This window comes from Rothia sp. 27098_8_161 (assembly GCF_041432905.1).
Taxonomy (GTDB): domain Bacteria; phylum Actinomycetota; class Actinomycetes; order Actinomycetales; family Micrococcaceae; genus Rothia.
In genome coordinates, this window is sequence record NZ_JAPWAL010000005.1 from 128,591 (window position 1) to 149,854 (window position 21,264).

The 21,264-nt window shown below is 58.7% G+C and carries 14 protein-coding genes and 2 tRNA genes; 10 read left to right on the forward strand and 6 right to left on the reverse strand.

Translation table 11 applies throughout. The features are described from left to right. Nucleotides 1-81: 81 nt before the first annotated feature. Together ilvN and O3648_RS03460 are read right to left on the reverse strand one after the other, a co-directional pair. Nucleotides 82-582 carry an acetolactate synthase small subunit gene (ilvN, locus tag O3648_RS03455; protein ID WP_279740290.1) on the reverse strand — a complete coding sequence of 167 codons (501 nt, stop codon included), beginning with the start codon at nucleotides 580-582 and terminating at the stop codon, nucleotides 82-84. Next, a complete protein-coding gene (locus tag O3648_RS03460) occupies nucleotides 582-2,384 on the reverse strand; it encodes an acetolactate synthase large subunit (protein WP_279790103.1) in 1,803 nt (600 codons plus the stop codon). The genes ilvN and O3648_RS03460 overlap by 1 nt, the downstream gene beginning before the upstream one ends. A 463-nt stretch (nucleotides 2,385-2,847) precedes the next feature. Between O3648_RS03460 and O3648_RS03465 the strand changes: the two genes are divergently transcribed. Further along, a complete protein-coding gene (locus O3648_RS03465; protein WP_279740292.1) occupies nucleotides 2,848-3,387 on the forward strand; it encodes a hypothetical protein in 540 nt (179 codons plus the stop codon). A gap of 439 nt (nucleotides 3,388-3,826) precedes the next feature. On the opposite strand, the gene O3648_RS03470 is transcribed toward O3648_RS03465, so the two are convergent. Beyond that, a tRNA-Lys gene (locus O3648_RS03470) sits at nucleotides 3,827-3,899 on the reverse strand. A 180-nt stretch (nucleotides 3,900-4,079) separates the two neighbouring features. Between O3648_RS03470 and bcp the strand changes: the two genes are divergently transcribed. From bcp to O3648_RS03510, 8 genes are all read left to right on the forward strand, one after another. Then, entirely contained in the window at nucleotides 4,080-4,556 is a 477-nt protein-coding gene (gene bcp / locus O3648_RS03475; RefSeq protein WP_314077695.1) for a thioredoxin-dependent thiol peroxidase, read from the forward strand. A 184-nt stretch (nucleotides 4,557-4,740) separates the two neighbouring features. Continuing rightward, nucleotides 4,741-4,822, forward strand: a tRNA-Leu gene (locus O3648_RS03480). 152 nt (nucleotides 4,823-4,974) lie between these two features. After that, entirely contained in the window at nucleotides 4,975-7,122 is a 2,148-nt protein-coding gene (locus O3648_RS03485) for an ABC transporter substrate-binding protein (RefSeq protein ID WP_279754201.1), read from the forward strand. A gap of 209 nt (nucleotides 7,123-7,331) precedes the next feature. Continuing rightward, a complete protein-coding gene (locus O3648_RS03490) occupies nucleotides 7,332-8,813 on the forward strand; it encodes a malate:quinone oxidoreductase (RefSeq protein WP_279754202.1) in 1,482 nt (493 codons plus the stop codon). A gap of 250 nt (nucleotides 8,814-9,063) precedes the next feature. After that, complete coding sequence (locus tag O3648_RS03495; protein ID WP_279740298.1) at nucleotides 9,064-10,347, forward strand: YihY/virulence factor BrkB family protein; 1,284 nt, start codon at nucleotides 9,064-9,066, stop codon at nucleotides 10,345-10,347. A 141-nt stretch (nucleotides 10,348-10,488) separates the two neighbouring features. Then, complete coding sequence (locus tag O3648_RS03500) at nucleotides 10,489-11,553, forward strand: alpha/beta hydrolase (protein ID WP_279754203.1); 1,065 nt, start codon at nucleotides 10,489-10,491, stop codon at nucleotides 11,551-11,553. Between the two features lie 189 nt (nucleotides 11,554-11,742). Continuing rightward, nucleotides 11,743-12,834 (forward strand): S-(hydroxymethyl)mycothiol dehydrogenase, encoded by a 1,092-nt coding sequence (locus O3648_RS03505; protein WP_279740301.1) that lies wholly within the window; start codon nucleotides 11,743-11,745, stop codon nucleotides 12,832-12,834. Between the two features lie 9 nt (nucleotides 12,835-12,843). Further along, complete coding sequence (locus O3648_RS03510; protein WP_279754204.1) at nucleotides 12,844-13,491, forward strand: MBL fold metallo-hydrolase; 648 nt, start codon at nucleotides 12,844-12,846, stop codon at nucleotides 13,489-13,491. Nucleotides 13,492-13,628: 137 nt separating this feature from the next. Here O3648_RS03510 and O3648_RS03515 read toward each other — a convergent pair whose 3' ends face one another. From O3648_RS03515 to O3648_RS03525, 3 genes are all read right to left on the reverse strand, one after another. Next, entirely contained in the window at nucleotides 13,629-15,218 is a 1,590-nt protein-coding gene (locus tag O3648_RS03515; protein WP_371568455.1) for an MFS transporter, read from the reverse strand. 62 nt (nucleotides 15,219-15,280) lie between these two features. After that, nucleotides 15,281-18,562 carry an SMC family ATPase gene (locus O3648_RS03520; RefSeq protein ID WP_279754206.1) on the reverse strand — a complete coding sequence of 1,094 codons (3,282 nt, stop codon included), beginning with the start codon at nucleotides 18,560-18,562 and terminating at the stop codon, nucleotides 15,281-15,283. Then, complete coding sequence (locus tag O3648_RS03525) at nucleotides 18,559-19,764, reverse strand: exonuclease SbcCD subunit D (protein WP_279740308.1); 1,206 nt, start codon at nucleotides 19,762-19,764, stop codon at nucleotides 18,559-18,561. Before O3648_RS03525 ends, O3648_RS03520 begins: the two co-directional genes overlap by 4 nt. Nucleotides 19,765-19,971: 207 nt before the next feature. Between O3648_RS03525 and O3648_RS03530 the strand changes: the two genes are divergently transcribed. Then, complete coding sequence (locus O3648_RS03530) at nucleotides 19,972-21,117, forward strand: ADP-ribosylglycohydrolase family protein (protein ID WP_371568458.1); 1,146 nt, start codon at nucleotides 19,972-19,974, stop codon at nucleotides 21,115-21,117. Nucleotides 21,118-21,264 lie beyond the last annotated feature (147 nt).

Below are 21,264 nucleotides of genomic sequence, written 5' to 3' on the forward strand. Positions count from 1 at the left end.
CCGCACTGTGAATTGGTGTGTTTCGGTGGTGCGGGCGGGACTGCTACAAGGGTAGCGTGGGGAGCACTAGATGCACTCGTGCTAGATACGTTCGCTCATGGCGCGCGGGCCGCGTGCCAGGGCGATGGTGCCTGCGCGAACAATTTCGCGAACACCATAGGGTTCCAGAACGTCCAGCAGTGCGTTGAGCTTCTCCGCAGAACCGGTTGCCTCGATCACAACAGACTCGGGGGAAACGTCAATCACAGATGCACGGAACAGGTCTGCCGCCTGGACGATCTGCAGACGTGCCACTGCATCCGCCTTGACCTTAATCAGGATGTGACCGCGCTGGGTGGAGGATTCGGCGGGAAGCTCGACAACCTTCAGCACGTGAACGAGCTTGTTCAGCTGCTTGGTAATCTGCTCGATGGTATGGGCGTCACCCTCGGTCACGACGGTGATACGGGAAACACCGGGGTTTTCGGTGGGGCCCACAGCCAGGGAGAGGATGTTGAACAGACGGCGGGAGAACAGACCGGAGACGCGGGTGAGAACGCCCGGCTTATCTTCTACCAGAACGGACAGAGTGTGCAGAGCCATTAGTTCTCTCCCTCACGATCGAACTCGGGCGAAGTGTTCTTCGCAATCCAAATCTTGTCATTAGATACGCCTGCCGGGACCATGGGCCAGACAAGGGCGTGGGGGCTGACAGTGAAGTCAATGACGACAGGGCGGTCGTTGATTTCCAGGGCAGCCTTAATGGTGGCATCCACATCCTCGTCGCGCTCGCAACGGAAGGTTGCACAGCCATATGCTTCACCAAGCTTGACGAAGTCGGGGATACGTACGGTGCCGTGACCGTCCTTCAGGTCTGTGTTGGAATAGCGCTCGTTGTAGAACAGAGTCTGCCACTGACGCACCATACCGAGGGAGGAGTTGTTGATGATGGCAACCTTCACGGGAATGTTGTTATGTGCGCAAGTGACCAGTTCCTGGTTGGTCATCTGGAAGCAACCGTCACCGTCAATAATCCACACGGTGGATTCGGGGTGCGCAACCTTAGCACCCATACCTGCAGGAACGCCGTAGCCCATGGTGCCCAGACCAGCGGAGCTAATGAAGTGGCGGGGGTTCTCCTGCTGAATGTAGTGTGCACCCCACATCTGGTGCTGACCAACGCCGGTGACGTAGTATGCGTCAGGACCGGTCAGAGCGCTAATACGCTCGAGGACGTATTCGGGCGAGCCGAGACCGTCGGTGGGCTTCTCGTAGCCGAGCGGGTAATCCTTGCGGATAACATTCAGCTCGTTCCACCACTCGGTGAGATTCGGCAGCTGGTCTGCGAATTCGGTGGAGAGCAGGTCGGTCAGCTCAGGCAGGACATACTTGAGGTCGCCGACAATCGGAACATCCGCGAAGCGAATCTTCGAAATTTCTGCCGGGTCAACGTCAATGTGGATGACCTTAGCCTCGGGAGCGAAGGAGTCAAGCTTACCGGTAACGCGGTCATCGAAGCGTGCACCGAGGGTAATCAGCAGGTCAGACTTCTGCATTGCTGCGACGGCGGGGACGGTACCGTGCATACCGGGCATACCGAGATTCTGGGGGTCCGAGTCGGGGAACACGCCAATAGCGTTCAGGGTAGTGACGACGGGTGCACCGATGAGCTTAGCCAGCTTGTGGAACTCTTCGGAAGCACCTGCACGGACCAGGCCACCGCCAACGTAGAAGACGGGGTGCTTGGACTCGGTAATGTACTTTGCGGCTTCGTGGATCTGCTTGGAGTGGCCGCGAGTGACGGGGGTGTAGCCGCGCAATTCGAGGTCCTCAGGAATACCGCGGTATTCCATCATGCCAACCTGTGCATCCTTGGTGACGTCCACGAGCACGGGGCCGGGGCGGCCGGTAGATGCGATATGGAATGCTGCTGCGAGCGCACGGGGGATGTCTTGCGGGTCGGTAATCATGAAGGAATGCTTGGAGATGGGCATTGCCATGCCGACAATGTCAGCTTCCTGGAATGCGTCGGAGCCAAGCAACGCGGTGGACACCTGGCCGGTGATTGCGACCAGCGGGATGGAGTCCATGTTTGCGTCGGCGATTGCGGTCAGCAGGTTGGTTGCACCGGGGCCGGAGGTTGCGATGCACACGCCGGTCTTGCCGCTGGACACCGCGTAGCCCTGAGCTGCGTGGCCTGCACCCTGCTCATGGCGGACCAGGATGTGGCGAACCTTCTTAGAGTCATACAGTGGGTCATAGGTCGGCAGAATAGCTCCACCAGGCAGGCCGAATACGTCAGTCACACCCAAATCTTCGAGGGTGCGGACGATTGCCTGAGAACCGGTCATGCGTTCTGCGGGAGCGTTTACCGCGTCATCAGAAGTGGAAAATCCCATGGTCATGGAAATGCCTCGTGTCTTAATGGTTCTTCGTTATATTCAATGTTCTGCAGGAGGATTGTGTGGTCCTCACGCATCCTATGCCCGGGGGTACCAAGCTATAAAAAATGCCCCTCGCTGTTGGTGGTAGCGGTAGGGGCGCTCAGTCGCAGTGAATAGACCCTGCCACTCGCCCTAGGAGACGAATACAAGGTTGATAATTCGCTGGTGCATTGCTGTCTTCACCCTTCCATGATGAAGCCCTGGGCGGGGGTGAGTCAAATCTCTATGGGGTATCGTGGCGGTTTCTGCACGGAAACCCCCAAGTCAACCTTCTTCTTTCATGATGTGGACACTTTGCGTGTGTACGTGGATTTTAGCGCAGGTTTTTGAACAGGTGAGAAAAACTCGCTTTTTTGGATGTCATGGCGCGTAATATGTGCGAATACTCGTGACCTTCTTCCTTTGCCCCGGTAGACTGATTTCTATGACCGAACCGATTATCACGGTCGCTGATGAGCTGACCGAAGCAAGTAAGTACGCAGAGGTTATCGACCCCCGTAACTCTATTGAGAGTAGCGAGTTTTTGACGGGCGAGGAACTCATTCGGGTTCTGCACCCGGTTTTTGACGAGCAGATTATTAACTACGGTGCATACAATTTGGTGTATGCATCTGGCCGCGCGGTGTACCGTAATCCTGATTTGGCGTTGCATCAGCATCCTGATCAGGAGCATTTTATTGTGGGGTATCAGGATGCGCCTGATGAGGTGATTATTGCTCCGGTGAATTTGCCGGCGTTGACGCCTGCGGGTACTGCTACGACGATTGATAATACGAATGCGCTGCATGCGTATCGTGTGGGTGACGATGCGGTGACAATCGAGTCGGTGAATGGTAGCTCATTCTTCTTGTCTTTTGAGGATAATGCAGAGCTTTCGACTCGCTTTGGCACTGGACTTTTGGAGCAGGGTCGCGATGTTGAGGATTTCCGTGAGTTTGTGACGCGGATTTGGCCGGTCCTGTAGTCAAGACTTTTCGTATGGAAAGCCCACCGCACCCCTCTGGGTTTGCGGCGGGCTTTCCTATACCCAAACGCCAAGCCGCCAGGCAGCACACTAAACCACGACAGTCTTCCCTCGCCCCGCATGCAAAAACTCCCAACCGCCACGCAACACGCCAAACCGCGACAGCCCTCCCCCTCCCAAGTTCGCTAGGCACGGGGCGCACATGGTGAACCGCCGCATACCTGCCGCAACCCCCGCGGGACCGAGCGTACCTCAAATACCGATACACGCGGAGGTGCATATATCCTCTGTCGCGACATCAGGGTGTCCGAGCTCTGCGAGGACAGGTCCCCTGCAGGAGCAAAGAGGATAATATGCACCTCAAGCCATGAAGACTGTATTTCAAGGGAAACGCAAAAATCCCGCTGATTCCGAAGAATCAGCGGGATTTTCTTTGATGTGCGCCCCCTGGGACTCGAACCCAGAACCCATTGATTAAGAGTCAATTGCTCTGCCAATTGAGCTAGAGGCGCTTATTTATTTTTCAAGGTCTCCCTTGCAACAGAAAAATACTATACGCGAGTTTTCATGGTTCACGCAAGTTGATTTACAGTGAGGCTGGACACATTGTTTGAGTGAGGTGTGTGAGACACTAGTGTGTACACTGTGTGGGGCGCGTCCGCACCCCTCCCCTGTTGTTTTGAGGAGTTATTATGAGTGATCGTCTTGAGCCGGGTGCTCCGGCGCCTGCTTTTTCGTTGGTTGATTCGGCTGGTATTACTCATAGTCTAGGTGACTATGCGGGCAGTAAGGTGATTTTGTATTTTTATCCGAAGGCGTCGACTCCGGGTTGTACTAAGGAGGCGTGCGATTTCCGCGATAATTTGGCATCGTTGAAGTCGTTGGGTTACGTAGTGTTGGGTGTTTCTCCGGATTCGCCGGCGGCTATTGCACGTTTTGTGGAAAAGGAATCGTTGACGTTCCCACTGCTATCTGATGCTGATCATGCGGTTGCCGAGGCGTATGGCGCGTGGGGTGAGAAGAAGAATTACGGCAGGGTGTACGAGGGTCTGATTCGTTCGACGTTTGTGATTGATGAGCGGGGTATTGTTTCTGTGGCTCAGTACAATGTGCGTGCGACAGGTCATGTGGCGAAGCTGCGTCGTGATTTGGGTATTGACCCGAAGTAGGGGCATGTTTCCTAGAGCTTGCATATCGCCATTCTGATGCTTCTTAAGGGGGCTGCTATTCGGCATATTTTCGGGCTTTTCCCTATGGGGGCTTCTTTTACGGCTTGGAGAACCTTGGTTCCTGGTGTACACTAATTTTTTGTTGCCTCAGACGCATACATCTTCGGATGTGGGGTGACGCTACGCGCGAGTGGTGAAATTGGCAGACACGCAGGATTTAGGTTCCTGTGCCTTATGGCGTGGGGGTTCAAGTCCCCCCTCGCGCACAAACACATTTTACGTTGGGTCCGCCGTCACGGTTTTCGTGGCGGCGGGTTTTCTTGTATGTGCCTTGCCGGGGTGAGTGTGTCTCGCCCGGTTGGGTGTTGAACCGTTATCCTGAGAGGTAAGCATCCGCGACGGAAGAGAGGACGCTCCCGTGCAGCATCAGCCTTATGCATCATCAGCTGTTGGCAATTCTGGCGCACTGCTTCGAGCCACTGTCGGCTCGAGCGGCTTGAGTCGACGCGCCGTTTTGCGTTTTGGCGCGCTTTTTAGTGCTGGTTTAGCACTTTCTGCGTGTTCTGGTCAGTCTTCTACTGGTTCGTCTGCTAGTTCATTGGCGAGTGCGTCGCCTGCTGATGTTCGTCGTATGTTCCGTTTTGCACAGGGTGCGGCGCCATTGGGTTTGGATCCGGCATTGTTTCCTGTGGCGAGTACGTATCAGGTGACGGCGCAGGTTTTGCAGACGTTATTGGTGGCGAATCATTACACGGGCGATCCTGAGGTTCAGGATTCTTTGTGTGCTGAGTGGACGGTTTCTGATGACCGTTTGGTGCATACGTTTGTGCTGCGTGAGGCGCATTTTAGTAGTGGCGTTGCATTGACTGCGGATGCTGTAGTGCAGAATTTCCAGAGATGGCAGGCGTTAGCTACGGGGCAGGATACTTCTGCTCATGCGGTGCCTGCTCAGCCTTTATTTGCATGGGGTTTTGGTGTGCCAAAGCCAGGTTCTATTGATTCTTCGGCAGTGGAGCCTGCGCCTGTTCAGGCGTCTCCGTCGGGTGCGACTACTCCGTCTGCTTCTGCTAGCGCGTCTGTTTCTCCAAGTGCTTCCGCGGCTGATTCTCCGCACGCTACTCCATCGGTTCCTGAGCCTGCACTGCCGGATGATAAGAAGAGCGCACAGAAGGCGAATGCCGCTCAGTCGCCTGCGGTGCAGCCGTTTTTGCCGTTGGTTTCGTCGGTGGTAGCGAAGGGCAACTCTGTGGTGGTAACCCTGTCGCGTCCTTCGTTGGCGTTCCCGCGTATTTTGACGCAGCAGGCATTCGGCATTATTGATCCTTCGCTTTTTGGTGCTGATCAGAAGCTGACGGGCAACCCGGTGGGTACGGGTGCGTTCCGTGTGGAGTCATTCGAGGCTGGCATGGTGCGCCTGCTGAAGAACACCCATTTTGACGGTCCGGTACCTGAGCTGGATGAGATTCAGATTTCGACCCTCACTTCGTCGGATAAGCGTTATTTTGCGCTGATGGAGGGTCATATTGATGCGTGTGATCAGGTGAATTCTTCTGATCTGGGTCAGTTGGCGCGTGATGGTTATCAGACTCCTGGTCGTGACCCGTTCTCGCTGGTGTATTTGGGGTTGAATACGGCGCATCCGGTGTTGAAGAACATTTCGGTGCGGCGCGCTATTTCGCATGCGGTGGATCGTGGTGCGTTACATCAGTATTATCCGCAGGGCACCTCGGATGCGCAGACGCTGATTTCGCCGTCATTCCGTATTAAGGCTAATGACGCGAAGGATTACACGGACCGCAATCAGAATATGGCGCGCTCACTATTAGCGGCTGCTGGTTATGACAATCAGATGATTGAGTGCTACTACCCTGCCGATGTTTCTCTGCCGTGGATGGATACTCCGCAGAAGGTGTATTCGGAGATGGTGGGTTCGCTGATTGAGGTGGGTCTGAATATTAAACCGGTGCCGTTGCCGTGGGCTGAGTATTTGGAGAAGAGCCGTGATGTTTCTTCTGAGCGCGGTATTACGTTGGCTGGTTTCTACGGCATGTACCGTGACCCGTATGCGTTCTTTGGTCCGGTGTTGGCGCAGTTGATTGCGGAGCATCAGGTGCGTTCGTTGATTACGAATGCGCCGACGGATATGACGACAGGTTTGACGAAGAAGAATTCTGATTTTCCGTCGTCACATGGTGCGGATTCGAATGTGCAGATTTCTGCGACTCCGAACCCGCAGCCGAGTTATTCGCCGGATCCGTTGTCTCCGGAGGAGGTTTCTGCTTCACCGAGCCTTTCGGCGACTCCTTCACCGTCGCCTACTGCTGCAGCGGTGGCGCCGTCGCCTCGTTTTACTGAGGTAATGGAGGCGATTCGTACTGCGGATTCTGCTGTTTCGGTGGATTCGCAGCGTGAGTTGTATGCGAAGGTTGTGTCTCAGTTGGGTCAGTTTATGCCGGCTGTTCCGTTGTTGAATGTGACGTCTAAAGTGGCTGTGAGCCGTGAGGTTCAGGGTTATCAGACGGAGCAGAATGCGATTGAGCTGTTTGGAAAACTGCGTAAGTTGTAGACAGTTCAGGTTTGAGTGTTGCATTGTGCGCGTGTTTGGCATGCCTTGAAGGGTCTATGCCCCCAAAGAAACTAGTGTGTGAACTGTAACACCCTCCTGTTATTTGCTGATTCTAGCTATGCCTCCCCCGCTAAAAGGAGTAGGCTAGATGATGTACCCCACAGTCATTGTGCCCAAGGACGGGCACCCTCACCCTAAGGGAGAATTCAGTGGTAGCACGTACTGAACGAACCGACGTCGTCCTGGTCGGCGGCGGCATCATGAGCGCCACCCTCGGTGTGTTCCTCAAGGAACTCGAACCGACCTGGAATATTATCCTGCTCGAACGCCTCGACAAGGTTGCTCAGGAATCCTCCAACCCCTGGAATAACGCAGGTACCGGCCACTCGGCACTGTGCGAGCTCAACTACGCTCCCGCTGGTCCTGACGGTACTGTCTCCGCTGCCAAGGCGCTAAACATTAACGAACAGTTCCAGATTTCTCGTCAGTTCTGGGCATCCCTGGTGGAGAAGAATATCCTGACAGACACCAGCTTCATCAACCCGGTCCCCCATATGTCCCTGGTCTTCGGTGAGGACCACTCCAAGTACCTCGCAGCACGCTACGACTCTTTCCGCAAGGAGAAACTCTTTGAGCGTATGCAGTTCTCCACCGACCGCGAGAAGATTGCTGAGTGGGCTCCGCTGACTGTCAAGGGTCGTAAGGAGAACGAGCCGATGGCAGCAACCTGGTCCCCCGAGGGTACTGACGTGAACTTCGGTTTCCTCACCGAGCAGCTGGTCGCTTACCTGCAGACCAAGGGTGTTGAGGTTCGCTATGGATATCAGGTCACCAACCTGAACCGTGAATCGAACGGCTCCTGGCAGGTTGAAGCGATTAACCGCATCAACAAGAATGAGCCCCTGAGCATCAACGCAAAGTTTGTCTTCCTCGGAGCCGGTGGTGGCGCCCTGAACCTGTTGCAGAAGTCCGGCATTGAAGAGGGTAAGGGCTACGGCGGCTTCCCCGTTTCCGGCCTATTCCTGCGCAACACCCACGAGGCGACCGCAAACCAGCACAACGCTAAGGTGTACGGTCAGGCTTCGGTGGGTGCACCTCCCATGTCTGTGCCTCACCTGGACACCCGCTACGTGGACGGCAAGCGTGCCTTGCTCTTCGGACCCTACGCCGGTTTCAAGACGAACTTCTTGAAGCAGGGTTCCGTACTGGATCTGCCGAAGTCCCTACGCCTGCACAACCTGTACCCCATGACCCGTGCAGGTTTGGATAACGTCTCCTTGGTCAAGTACCTGCTCACCGAGCTGTTGCAGAACAAGAACGCTCGCCTGGAGACCCTGCACCAGTACTACCCCGAGGCTATCGGCGACGAGTGGGAGCTCATCGAGGCGGGTCAGCGCGTCCAGATTATGAAGAAGGACCCGAAGAAGGGCGGCATCCTGCAGTTCGGTACCGAGGTTGTTTCTGCAGCGGACGGCTCCATTGCGGCTTTGCTGGGCGCTTCCCCCGGTGCTTCTACTGTGGCTTCGATTATGCTGAACCTGCTGGCGAAGTGCTTCCCCTCCAAGATTGCTGGTTGGGAGCCCCACCTGAAGGAGCTCATCCCCGGTTACGGTGTGAAGCTCAACGATAACCCTGACCTGGCTGATGAGCTGATGGCTCACACCGCTAAAGTTCTGGGTATTCACAACTAGTTTTCAGCTAGTCGCAAACAGCACCTGACGAGTCTTTTTGGAGTTTTTTCGGGGCGATAACCCTCTCTATCTGACTCACAGGCCAACTATCTGCATTCCCCGAAATATACGGGAGGGTCAGAAAAACCTATAATGTCACCGTAGGGGCGGGAAGGACAGCTCATTGTTCTCCTCGTCCCTTCTGTGCGCCCCACACGCTGAAGCTACTAGGCGCACCACTGTGTACACCCCACTCATTCAAGGAGCCCTATTGTCTGCACACACTGGCTCTTCCACTGATACCTCCTCAACCAAGGTATCCGCCGGAGCTCGACGCGGACTCTTCTCCCGTAAGAAGAAGCCCGCAGCCCCCAAGTACGCAAGCGTGAAACTGCGTGACTTCCCTAAGGGCAGCGTCCTCTACATCCTGCGCCGTGCTATCTTCACATTCGGTGCAAACGGCGCAAGCGACATGGCGGCAGCGCTCACTTACTTCACCGTGCTGTCCATCTTCCCTGCCCTGCTGGCGATTGTCTCCCTCCTGGGCGTATTCGGTCACGGTGAGGAAAGCGCCGCAGTCATCCTCGCATTCCTCAAGGACAACGCGCCCGCCCAGATGTACGCCATTATGGAAGACCCCATCAAACAGCTTACCGGCGACCAAGGCGCAGGCCTGGTGCTGTTGACCGGTATCCTCAGTGCGCTCTGGTCAGCCTCCGGGTACACCGGCTCATTCGGCCGAGCTCTCAACACGGTCTACAACGTACGTGAAGGCCGCCCCGGCTGGATTCTCAAGCCGCTGAATGTCTTCGTCACCACCGTGCTTATCATCCTCGTGGTACTCATGATCCTCATGATACTGCTGGGCGTAACCGTCCTCGATTTGATTGGTCAGTACCTACCCGAAACCGTCAATATGGAGCTCATCAAGCTCATCTGGCTCAACGGCCGCTGGGTGCTCATCCTGTTCATGGCAATCGCCCTGATCACTCTGCTCTACGCCGCCACCCCGAACGTACGCCACTTCAACCAGTGGAAGCTCTCCCCCGGTGCGGCGCTGGCGCTCTTCGGTATGAGCCTGGGCGGTTTCGGCTTCACCCTCTACACCAATAACTTCAGCAAGTACAACGCCACCTACGGCCTCATCGGTGGTGTGATTGTGATGCTACTGTTCATCTGGATTATGAACAATATGCTCCTCTTTGGAGCGCACTTGGACGCAGAAATCATGCTCATGCGTCAGGTCCTCGCCGGTGAAGACGATCAGGGGCGCCTGAAGGTTCAGCCGCGCAGCACCTCCGCGTCCCGTACGCTGGAAGAACAGCGCGAACGCCTCATGTACGCCGGACACGAACTGCAACAGCAGGCGGCAGGCCAGGGCATGCTCCCCAAGCCGAAGGGCCCCTCCATTGTGGCTCGCGTGAAGAAGGCAGTGGGCACCAGCACCACCAAGATTCGCACGTTCTTTGCCGGCGGTAAGAAGCAGCCCAAGCATGCGGAGGCAGACACCACGGCGGAAGCTACCGAATATAAGGCGAAGACTGACTCTCAGTAGCAGGCGCTCTTCGACCTCGGGCACCGATAAGTCCACCGGTGCGGCACAGAAGAACTAAGCGGCAGCTCAGCTAAGCGCATATCACCTCAATCTTTCAAGGGCGTGGGACAGAAACCCTGCGCTGGTCACTAAGATAGACATATGACCAGTGCAGATTTCTCTCCCGCGCCCTTTGCTGTACCCAACGCCTCTGCCTCCAATGTTGATGCACCCAATGCCGCCGCGCCCGCCATTGTTCTCCCCGACCTCGAGTACACCCTCTACCAGCCGCAGCAGCTTAAAAGCCGTATCCCCACCCTCATGATTCACGGCTTCGCCACCCGCGGCGAACAGCTCTACGGCGGCACCAGCTGGATCCGCCAATATCTGCGCGCCGGATACCCCGTACTGATCGTTGGCCTGCCCTACCACTCAGACGAATACCTCAAAGACCCCGAGTCCATGCAGGCCATCGACTGCAAGCTCCCCAACCACACGGGCGTGCGCAGCCACACAATTCCGTTCAATTCGGTGCTTTCTGTCGATGCTGCAGGTCAGCCGCTGCCCCCCATGCACCTGTTCACCAACCTGCTCGCCCAGTTGCTGCAAACAGTCGCCACCGAGAACGACCTCGGCGTTGAACTGGAGCCCCGCGCACACGTTATCGGTTTCTCCTTCGGTGCCCGCGTTGGCTGGGAACTCGCCCTCACCCACCCGGAAGCGGTCGCATCACTCACTCTGGGCGGTCTGCCTCTGCACGACCACCTCATCACCCTGCGCGCCATGCTCGAAGCGCACGAGGGTACCAGCGTCACGGCGGATAGTGAAACCCCGGCGGCAGACTCCACTGATGAGGCGATCGCCTCCTTCACCTCGATTATTGACGGGTCCCCCATTCAGCCCGACGCGCTGCTGAAGTTCGTTCGGATTCCCTTCGGCCCGTTCTTCGACGTGCCCGCCCTGCGTGCTGGTTCCCCGGACTTGCCGGCGGGCCACCCCGGCGCACATCCGCGTGTACCCGTTGCGGTCGTACTCGGTGACGCGGATACCATCGCCGCCGACGGTGCGGAACTCTACGATATGGTGCGCGAGGATGACCCGCTCAACCGTTTTATTCCCCTACCCGGCCGGGACCACGTGAACGCACTGACCTCGGGTGCGTTCCGACGCGGTGCGCTCGCCTTTGCTGCTGATGTGGAGGCGGCAGAGGTAGAAACGGCAGAGTAAGCAGCCGCAGGCTACGGTGTCCGGGCTCCGGGCGGAGTATCCAACAACGTCATAAAACGTCAAATTCGCATGGGGGCTTCACTATCAGCTTTATCGCGCACCAGGTACGCCAATGCTCGTAGAATGGGAACGTATCAAAAAACCTTTATCTGCGGTTGGGCTTCAACCGCACCTCAGCAAAGGAGCACCATGCACAAGGTTAAGGCTGTTGTAGCCCTCTCCCAGGACGCACCCGTCACCGTCACCACTATCAACGTACCTGACCCGGGCAAGGGCGAAGCACTCGTCAAGGTCCTCACCTGTGGTGTCTGCCAGACCGATCACCACTACGTCACCGGCGGCGTCGGCCAGGACTTCCCCTACCTGCTCGGCCACGAATCTGCAGGTATCGTCGAGGCTGTCGGCGATGACGTCACCGACATCGCCCCCGGCGACCTGGTCATCCTCAACTGGCGTGCAGTCTGCGGTGAATGCCGCGCATGCCGCAAGGGTCAGCCGCAGTACTGCTTCGCAACCCACAACGCAACCCAGAAGATGACCCTCGAGGACGGTACCGAGCTCACCCCCGCACTGGGTATCGGCTCCTTCGCGGAAAAGACCCTCGTCGCAGCAGGTCAGTGCACCAAGATCACCGCTGACATCAGCCCTGAACAGTACGCAGCAATCGGTCTGCTCGGCTGCGGCGTCACCGCAGGTCTGGGCGCTGTGCTGAACACCGGTGAACTCAAGCGCGGCGAGTCCGTCGCAGTCATCGGCTGCGGCGGCGTCGGCACCGCAGCAATCGCAGGCGCACAGCTCGGTGGCGCAACCACCATCATCGCCGTCGACATCGACGAAGATAAGCTGGCACGCGCACGCAAGCACGGCGCAACCCACACCGTGAACTCCTCCAAGGTCGATCCCGTCGAGGCTGTCAAGGAACTCACCGGCGGCTTCGGTGCAGACCTCGTCATTGACGCTGTCGGCATCGCCCCCACCTTTAAGCAGGCATTCGAAGCACGCGACCTCGCTGGCCGCGTCGTCCTCGTCGGTGTGCCCGCCCCCGGCACCACCTGGGACATCCCTCTGGATGAGATCTTCGGCCGCGGCGGCTCCATCAAGAGCGCGTGGTACGGCGACACCCTGCCCTCCCGCGACTTCCCCGAATTCGTGGACCAGTACCTGCTCGGCCGCCTCGACCTGGACGGCTTCGTCTCCGAGCGTATCCGCCTCGAAGACGTCAACGAAGCATTCGAAACCATGAAGACCGGCCGCGTGCTGCGCTCGGTCGTGGAACTCTAGGAGCGTAGTGTGAGCGAACGTATTGAACGAGTCGTCACCTCCGGTACCTTCTCGCTAGACGGCGGCTGCTGGGACGTCGACAACAACGTCTGGATTATCGGCAATGACTCCTCGGTGATCATCATTGACCCCGCTCACGACGTCGACAAGATTTCCCGTACCGTCGCAGGCCGCACCGTAGAGAAGATTCTGCTGACCCACGCCCACGACGACCACATCCGCAGCGCAAAGGAAGCGGCAGAACGCTTCGGCGCACCCGTCTACCTAAACCCCGCGGACCGTGTGCTCTGGGAAATGGTGTATCCCTCCTGGGACTTCGACCACGAACTGGCCGACGGCGATGTAGTACGCATCGGCGATACCGAGCTGAAGGTCCTCACCACCCCCGGCCACTCCCCCGGCTCCGTGTGCTTCTACGCCCCCACCCTCGGCTGGGAGAACAGCGAAGGCGTCGTCTTCTCCGGCGACACCCTCTTCAACGGCGGCCCCGGCGCAACCGGACGCTCCTACAGCGACTTCGACACCATCATCGAGTCGATTTCGACCCGTCTGCTGACCCTGCCCGAGTCCACTGCGGTCCTCACCGGCCACGGCGACAGCACCGGCATCGGACTGGAGGCACCCGAGCTTCCGGCATGGATTAAGCGCGGTCACTAAACCGGTAGCCTCACGCTGAGGTTCTCGCGCGGAGACTCTCATGCTGAGGCTCCTCACCACAAACCGAATACAGTACGCACAAGGCGGATGCCCCACCACCTGCAGAAGGTGGCGGGGCATCCGCCTTTACACATGCTCTAATTGCGTTCCAGCTGATTCCAAGGAGCCAGCTGCTCCTCACGCTCCTTACGCCACAAATAGCCAAACAAATGGCCCAAGGCAAAATACAGAGTCGCAATAATCACCGGAACCATAAACGCATTACGGTAATACGGAGCATCGCCCATATAGCCGCCCCACATGCTACCCAACGCCATACCAATGCCCAGCATCGAACGGGTAAAGAAGCTCGCCTGAGCATCCGAAATATGCTTGATCGAACGGTTCAACGACAGCTCCTGACCGGCAAAAGCCACACCCAGCGCCACACCGCAGAACACCAAAGCATAGAAAATCGTGGACGTATCATCACTCACCGGCAAATACAGGGCACCCATAATCAGCAGAACGCCGCTCACCAACCAACCATGCCACGGGTTCATCGAACGGGCGCCCAAAGCCACGGGCAAAGACACGAGCGCCATCGCGCCGGTACCGGTCGCAACCATCGCCATAAACAGGTTCATCGAACCATGAATCAGCGAGAAGCCCAGCAGACCCGAACCGACCGCACCCATATTCGCGCCCAGCAGCACCAGACCCAGGATCAGCACCACCGTCTGCTTATTCGGGCGGACCAGGTTCTTTGGCGAAGACATGCGAATACGCGAAATATCCGGCATCCACCTCGGCGCAGCCAGAACCACAGTGAACAGCAGCGCATCCAGAATCATAGTGATCCAGAAGCCCGCATACTCATGATTCGGGGTGATATATGCATCGCCCAGCCACACCAGCAGAGCAGCCAGCGGGTGCATCGACAGGGTCGCCGTCGTACCCCAAGAAGTAGCTGTCGACAAGCGAACATCAGTGTACTTATAGTTGCGGCGGTACAGCGACTCCAACGCAAACGGCGTCCACGGCGGAGTCGTAAAACCCATCGCCACGCAAGAGAGCGCAGTGTACATCGTACTCACGTTATTCGGGTCAACCGTCAAACGCCAACCAATGACCAACATATTCAGCACCGCAGCAATATTCAGCACCGACGTAATCGCCAGCAACGCCCTCAAACCCAGGGCACGCACCAGCATCGGGCCGAGCATAACCTGGACCGAATACGCACTAGCAAACGCCGCCACCGCATAGCCTCCATCATACACACTACCCAGGTGGCTCGCCAACAGAATATACAGCGCAAACGCCGAAGAAGCCGCCGGAATGTGCAACAGAATCGTCAACACATTACGGGGAAAACCCTCATCACGGAGCACACCGCGCAGATGGTAACGCTGCTCCTTACCGTCACGCAGGAACAACGCCCAATGCTGACGCAAAATATCCGGCAACGAGGCGTTCGTATTAACCTCATCCGTAGCCGCCACCGGTCGCGGCGGCAACTCCTGCAATACGTGGTCGTTACTGCGCACCACATCCGTCAGGGACGTACCCGGAACCGTAGGAATACCCGTACCCGAAGCACGCAACTTATCCGGCAAATCGGAGGCGGGTGTCACCTTCATGGTGCGCGGAGGAACCTCCGGCGCAGATGCCTTAGCGCGCGCATCAGCCGAAGGTTCCACACGATACGTTGAGCTCGGGTCCCTACCCTGAGATGTCGAGGTCATCATCTCTTTCACGAATAAACCGCCGGACATGCTACAACAGCAACCCGGAAGCGAATTTATGCCTAATAGGAGTTTACCCTCACCGACGAGCCGTTCTGACCCTTTTCAACCACAATCTGGGCGGGAATACGGTTCTTCATCTCCTCCACATGCGAAATCAGGCCAATAGTGCGTCCACTATCACGCAGGGACTCGATCGTGCCCATCACCAGGTCCAAGGTTTCAGCATCCAGCGTTCCAAAACCCTCATCAATGAAGAGGGTATCCAACTCGATACCGCCATTATTTGCTTGAACAACCTCAGCCAACCCCAATGCCAACGACAGCGACGCCAAGAACGACTCACCACCGGACAGCGAGGACGCCTCACGCGGCTCGCCCGTCCAAGTGTCAGTAATCTCAAGGTTCAGGCCCCCACCGGAACGGCTACCCTTCGCACGGTGATCACTAAACACCATACCGTAGCGGCCCTCACTCATACGATCCAGATGCAGCGACGCCGACTGCAGAATACGCTCAAACTCAGCACCCAGCACATAGCTGACCAGGTCAACCTGATGCTCATAACCGCCCAGAGTGTCACCGCGGGCAGCCGCCGCCAGATTAGCCAGCATCTGCGCACGGTCATAACGCTGCGCCGTTTGCGCACGGAACGCCGCATACTCGCCACGCAGCACCTGCAAAGAACGCATCACGCTCTCCCGTTCACCCTCACGAAGAGTCAAACGGTGCGCCGCCGCACGCAACTGCTGAACCTGCTCACGCACATCCTGCAAATCATCCGGAGCCTGCTCACCAGCGGCAACACGCGCCACCACCGCAACAATCGCCTCACGACCAAAGCCCTCAAGGAGGCGGGCATGCTCCAACTCATACGTGGCAACAGCCTGCTCCAGCGCATCAACACGCTCGGGAGTACGCACCGCTGCCTGCACCAGCTCAGCGCTCTCAAACGAAGACTCAGCCAGCAGACGCTCAGCCTGCGCCGCAGTCAAATCATGACGCTCACGGTCCTGGCCCAACAGCAACACCGCACGAGCAAGACGCTGATGCACCGCACGGTAGCTTTCCACAGCCTCAACACGCTGCGCAAAACCCACCGCCGCACGAGCAGGCAGCAACTCAACCGCAGCTGCCTCACAGCGCGCCACAGCGTCACGGTGACGAGTCTGAGCCTCAACCGCCGCACCCTCGATGGTGCGTAGCGCCTCCTGAGCCTTCTGCTGCTCGGCCCGCACCCGCTCTACCCTCACCAGCACGCCGTCACGCGCGGTCACACGTGACTGAGCCTGCGCGAGGCGGGTCTGTGCCTGCTGCAGCTGGGTGGCAGTCTGCTCAATATCGCACTCGCCCTGAGCAACCAGGGTCTCGTACTGGGTGCGGGCGGCGGCAAGCGCCTCGGAGGCTTCCTGGTGTGTCCTGCTCGCCCGGTTCTTAGCCAGTTCGTGGGTGCGCGCCTGCTTGTGGGCCTTGTCTTCACGTTCCTTGGCGGCATCCAGGTCGGCGCGCTCAACCAGCTGCTCGCCCTCGGCAATCTGCGCTGGGGCAGGGTGCTCCACCGAGCCGCAGACCGCGCAGGGTTCACCGTCCTTGAGCTCGCGCGCTAGCAGCGAGGATGCCTGGGCAAGGCGCAGCACCTGCAGGTTCTTGAACTCCTCCGTCACGGCGAGCGCCTGCTGAGCCGAAGCCTGCCACTTTTCCAGTGCCTTCTGCTCAGCGGCGGCGGTGCGGTTGATCTGTTTCTGGGCCGCGGCGACCGCGGCAGAGGCGGCATCCAGCTTTTGCTGCATCTGCTGAGCGGCGTCATGCTTTTGCTGCGTCTCGGTGACCAGGTGCGCAGCGAGGGTGTGTTCCTGGTCGGCGGTGCTGTATCCCGCGAGTTCTTCGGCGAGCTGCCCGGCTTGGGCGGTGAGGTCACTCAGTGTCTTTTCGGCACGCGACTTGTCCTGTTCGAGGGAGTTAGCTTGCTTCAGCAGGGCGGCTGCGGCGGCTTCCTCCTCGGTAAGCTGCGCGTCCTTCTGCTGCAGGGCGCGCAGGGTGTCGAGGAGCGCCTCGAGCTTGGGTTCCTGTTCGGCGGGCTCAAGGGAAGGGAGTGCAGCGAAGATCGTCTCCTCGGGGAAGTTTATCTCCGGCGAAATGTCATGGTCGCGCAGTGCCGCAAGCAGGGCGTTGCCGTTCTCCTCCAGCACGGCAGCACAGGTTGTCTGCTCCTGCTGGCGGGCGGCGAGCGCCTGAGATTCGGCATGGACCTGCGCGTACTGTGTGTACAGGGGTGCGGCGGCACGTGCCTGCGCCAGCTCTTCACGCTGCGCCTTGTACTCGTCAGCGCGTTCGGTCAGGCGGATGCGGCGCTCGCAGAGCTGCTCGTATTCACGCCAGTCGGCCCGTAGCTGGGCGCGTTCGACGAGCAGGCGGGTGTTCCGGTCGGCTTCGTCGGTGAGGCGCTGCTGTTCCTGCTTTTCGCGCGCGGAGGTTTCTCGGGCGCGTTCTACCCCGCCGGCGACCCATGCGTCGAGGGTTTCGGCGGTGATGTTCTCAGCGGTGAGCTGTTCGGTAGTCTCCACCTCCGCTGAGCCTTCGGTAGCGGCACCCTCCTCTGCAGCATCTTCAGCGTCCGGATCCGCAGCATCCAGTAGCGCCTGCAGGGCAAGCATTTCTACACGCGCACGTTCAAGGTAGCCGCGCTGGGTATTTTCGTCCTGGGCGACTTCCTGCTGGGCGGTTTTCGCTTCTTCCGTGAGCTCGGCGAAGAGCTGCTCGTAGTGTTCGACGGGGAACATCTTTTTGAGCAGTTCTTTGCGTTCTTTGGGCTTGGACTTGAGGAATTGCGCGAACTGACCCTGCGGGAGGAGCACAACTTTGAGAAATTGTTCTTTGGTCAGGTGGGTGCGTTCGGCGATGGTGCGGTTGACTTCGGCGACGCTGCTAGAGATGGGGGTCCAGGCTTTTTCGTCAGCGGGGTCGGCGCCGGGTGCGAGTTCGGCAAGGGTTGCTTTGGCGCTTTCTTCACGCATCTGGCCTTTGCGGGCGCCTCGGGTGATGGGCTTGTTGTAGGCGGGGGTGCGGTCGATGCGCAGGCGCTTGCCGTGGAGGGTGACGTCGAGTAGCACGCGCGGTTTGGCGCCGCTGTGTGCCGCGTAGGTGGAGTGCAGCTTGGCGGATTCGCGGTCGCTGCTGGTTTCGCCGTAGAGGGCGTAGCAGATGGCGTCGAGGATGGTGGTTTTACCGGCACCGGTGGGGCCATTGAGTAGGAATACACCGGCGTTGTTGAGGGTGTCGAAGTTGATTTCTTGGCGATTGGGGTATGCCATGAAGGCTTCGAATTCGAGGCTGTGCAGGATCATGCGTTGTCCTTGTGGCTTGTGATGTGGTCGTTGAGGGTGGTGATGACGTCGCGTTCTTCGTTGGTGAGGGAGCGGTTGCGTACGTATTGGTGGAATTGGTCGAAGACGTCCACGGGGTTGTCGTCGCGGGTGGGTGGTGCGGCGGCGGGTTTGTCGGCGGCGGGTTGTGTGCTGCGGTAGCTGAAGTGGGAGATAGTTTCGTAGCGGCTGCGTAGGCGGTCGACGGCACCGACGGGTAGGGTGTCGTCGGTGAGTTCGATGCGGCAGTAGTAGCCCTGCTCGTAGTCGGTGTGTTCTGGGCTATTGAGTAGCTGTTCCATGGTGCCGCGCAGGGTTTTCATGTGTACGCGGGTTGCCCATTCGTGACTGCTGATTGTGGGTTCTTCACCGGGGTTGAGTTCGATGAGGTAGGCGCCGTTGCGGTTGTGTTCTTCGCTGAATGAGAAGCCGAGCGGGGAGCCGCTGTAGCGGATGGTATGGGTGACGGGGTAGCGCTTATGGATGTGGCCGAGGGCTACGTAGTCGAAGCCGTCGAAGAGGGAGGCGGGTACCCAGTCGATGCCACCGACGCTGATGTCACGTTCGGAGTCACTGCGGGGTGTGGTGTCTGCGCTGCCGGTGGTGTCGCTGACGGTTGCGTGGCTCATGACGATGATGCGGTCGGCGCCTTCACCGCGGGCGTGACGTTCTGCGGCGTCGGTGCGGATGGCGTCGGTGACGGCACCGAGGACGGCGTGATGGGTGGGGTCTACGCCGAGGGCGGTGGCATGGAGGCGCGGCGCGAGGTAGGGGATGGCGTAGACGTGTACGCGCAAGGTGCCGTCAGTGAGTTCGACGGGGCGGGTGGCGTCTTCGAGGGTGGTGCGCAGGTGCACGCCGGAGGCTTCAAAGAAGGCGGCGCCGTAGCTAAGCCGGCGGAAGGAGTCGTGGTTGCCGGAGCTGAGGATGACTTGCACGCCGGCGCGCATGAGGCGGGTGAGTGCTTGGTCGAGCAGAGTGGTGCTTTCGGCGGTGGGGATAGTGCTGTCATAGACATCGCCGCTGATGAGGAGAGTATCAACGCCTGCGGCGTGCACGTAGTTGAGCAGTTCGTCGATGAACTGCTGGTGTTCGCGGGTAAGGGGGCTGCGGTGGAAGGTGCGGCCGAGGTGCCAGTCGGAGGTGTGCAGAATCTTCATGGTTTCAGTATCGCACTGCATCATGTTTTGCGCCTCACAGTTCGTCATTCAGGGGTCAGAGCCCCACAACGGCGCTGGTACTCAATCCACGGCGTAGGTGCTCATGCGGAGCGGGGGCTCCGTCCGCAAGACATCCCGCGCCGCAGAGGGGACACTCCCCCGCGAGCGTAAGCACGAAACCGCCCGATACATCCCCCAGTGCATCCTAGCTACCCGTGGGATAATCACCCTATGAGTTTTTCTTCTGTTGAGTTCACACATGCACCTGAGGTTTCGGCTAAATTTGGGGGCAGAGTGCGTGGTTTGTTGTATGCGTCTGCGTTGGGTGATGCGTTGGGGTACCCGTTGGAGTTGTTGTCGGCGGAGCAGGTTGCGGAGCACGACCCTAAGCCGTGGGATTCGGCGTTTGGTGAGTTACTGGTCAGTGATGATACACAGCTGACCTGTTTCACTCTGGACGCTTTGACAGAGGTTTTGGAGTGGAATAATGAGGGTGCGGCGGCGGATGAGTTAGCGTGTCTGTGGTTGGCATATTTGCGGTGGTTCCGCGGTATTGGTGGGGCTCTGCCGGAGTCTGCACCGTTTTCGTTGGATCGTGAAATCGATGGTTCGTCGGAGCTGACGGCTCATCGTGGTCCGGGTGCGGCGACGTTGCGGGCGTTGGGTTCGGGTAAGATGCAGTTGGTATCAAAGTCGTTGAATCCTGATGCTTTGGGTAGTGGCGCATTGGTACGTTCGGCGGCGTTGGGTGTGTTGCCGGTAGCGCAGGAGCGTACGGTGGTTTTGTTGGCGGTGCGTGCGGCAGCATTGACACATGGGCATCCGGAGGCGTTGGCTTCGGCGGCGGCGTATGCGTTGCTGGTTCGTGACCTGTTGGCGTCTCCGTCTGGCACATTTGGTGCGTTATTGGAGGCGGCGCGCCGTGTGGTTTCGTGGTGTGGTTCAGTGGCGGCGGATGATTCGATTCCGGGTGATGCTTCGCGTACGGCGGCGGCGTTGAGTCGTGCCATCGAGCTGCTGGAGGGCGGTACGGTACCGGTTCCGGAGGCTGTGGCGGAGTATTTTGGTACGGGGTGGACAGCGCCTGAGCTGTTGGGGGTGGCGTTCTGGTGCTCGGCGGATGCCGCGAAGAGTCTACCAGCTGATGCTGACGATGCGACGGTGCGTGGTGCCCTGTTTGACGGGTTGTGCCGTGCGGTGTCGGTGGATTCCGATTCTGATTCGGTGGGTGCGATGACGGCGGCGTTGTGGGCGGCGGCTGGTTTCCCGGTGGGGGGCGATGAGGCTGATGCTTGGTCGGAGGCGCTGGGTCGTGTGCGTGGTTTGGATCAGGTGGAGGCGGTGGCAGAACGCTATCTGCACCAGCTGGGACTGTAGCGGCGCTAAACCTCAACGGCGTAGCGGACATGCGTAGCGGGGGCTCCGTCCTCAAGGCGGCTGGCCCATTCACTTATTGGGGCGCCGCAGAGGGGGCGCTCCCCCGCGAGCATGGTCCGCGTGCCGGCTGTACCGAACGATGCCGCG

Excerpts from the sequence above, each read along its gene's own strand:
- ilvN (WP_279740290.1), bottom strand. The coding sequence starts at position 582 with ATGGCTCTGCACACTCTGTCCGTTCTGGTAGAAGATAAGCCGGGCGTT.
- O3648_RS03465 (WP_279740292.1), top strand. The coding sequence starts at position 2,848 with ATGACCGAACCGATTATCACGGTCGCTGATGAGCTGACCGAAGCAAGT.
- O3648_RS03515 (WP_371568455.1), bottom strand. The coding sequence starts at position 15,218 with ATGACCTCGACATCTCAGGGTAGGGACCCGAGCTCAACGTATCGTGTG.
- O3648_RS03460 (WP_279790103.1), bottom strand. The coding sequence starts at position 2,384 with ATGACCATGGGATTTTCCACTTCTGATGACGCGGTAAACGCTCCCGCA.
- O3648_RS03500 (WP_279754203.1), top strand. The coding sequence starts at position 10,489 with ATGACCAGTGCAGATTTCTCTCCCGCGCCCTTTGCTGTACCCAACGCC.
- O3648_RS03525 (WP_279740308.1), bottom strand. The coding sequence starts at position 19,764 with ATGATGCAGTGCGATACTGAAACCATGAAGATTCTGCACACCTCCGAC.
- bcp (WP_314077695.1), top strand. The coding sequence starts at position 4,080 with ATGAGTGATCGTCTTGAGCCGGGTGCTCCGGCGCCTGCTTTTTCGTTG.
- O3648_RS03520 (WP_279754206.1), bottom strand. The coding sequence starts at position 18,562 with ATGATCCTGCACAGCCTCGAATTCGAAGCCTTCATGGCATACCCCAAT.
- O3648_RS03505 (WP_279740301.1), top strand. The coding sequence starts at position 11,743 with ATGCACAAGGTTAAGGCTGTTGTAGCCCTCTCCCAGGACGCACCCGTC.
- O3648_RS03530 (WP_371568458.1), top strand. The coding sequence starts at position 19,972 with ATGAGTTTTTCTTCTGTTGAGTTCACACATGCACCTGAGGTTTCGGCT.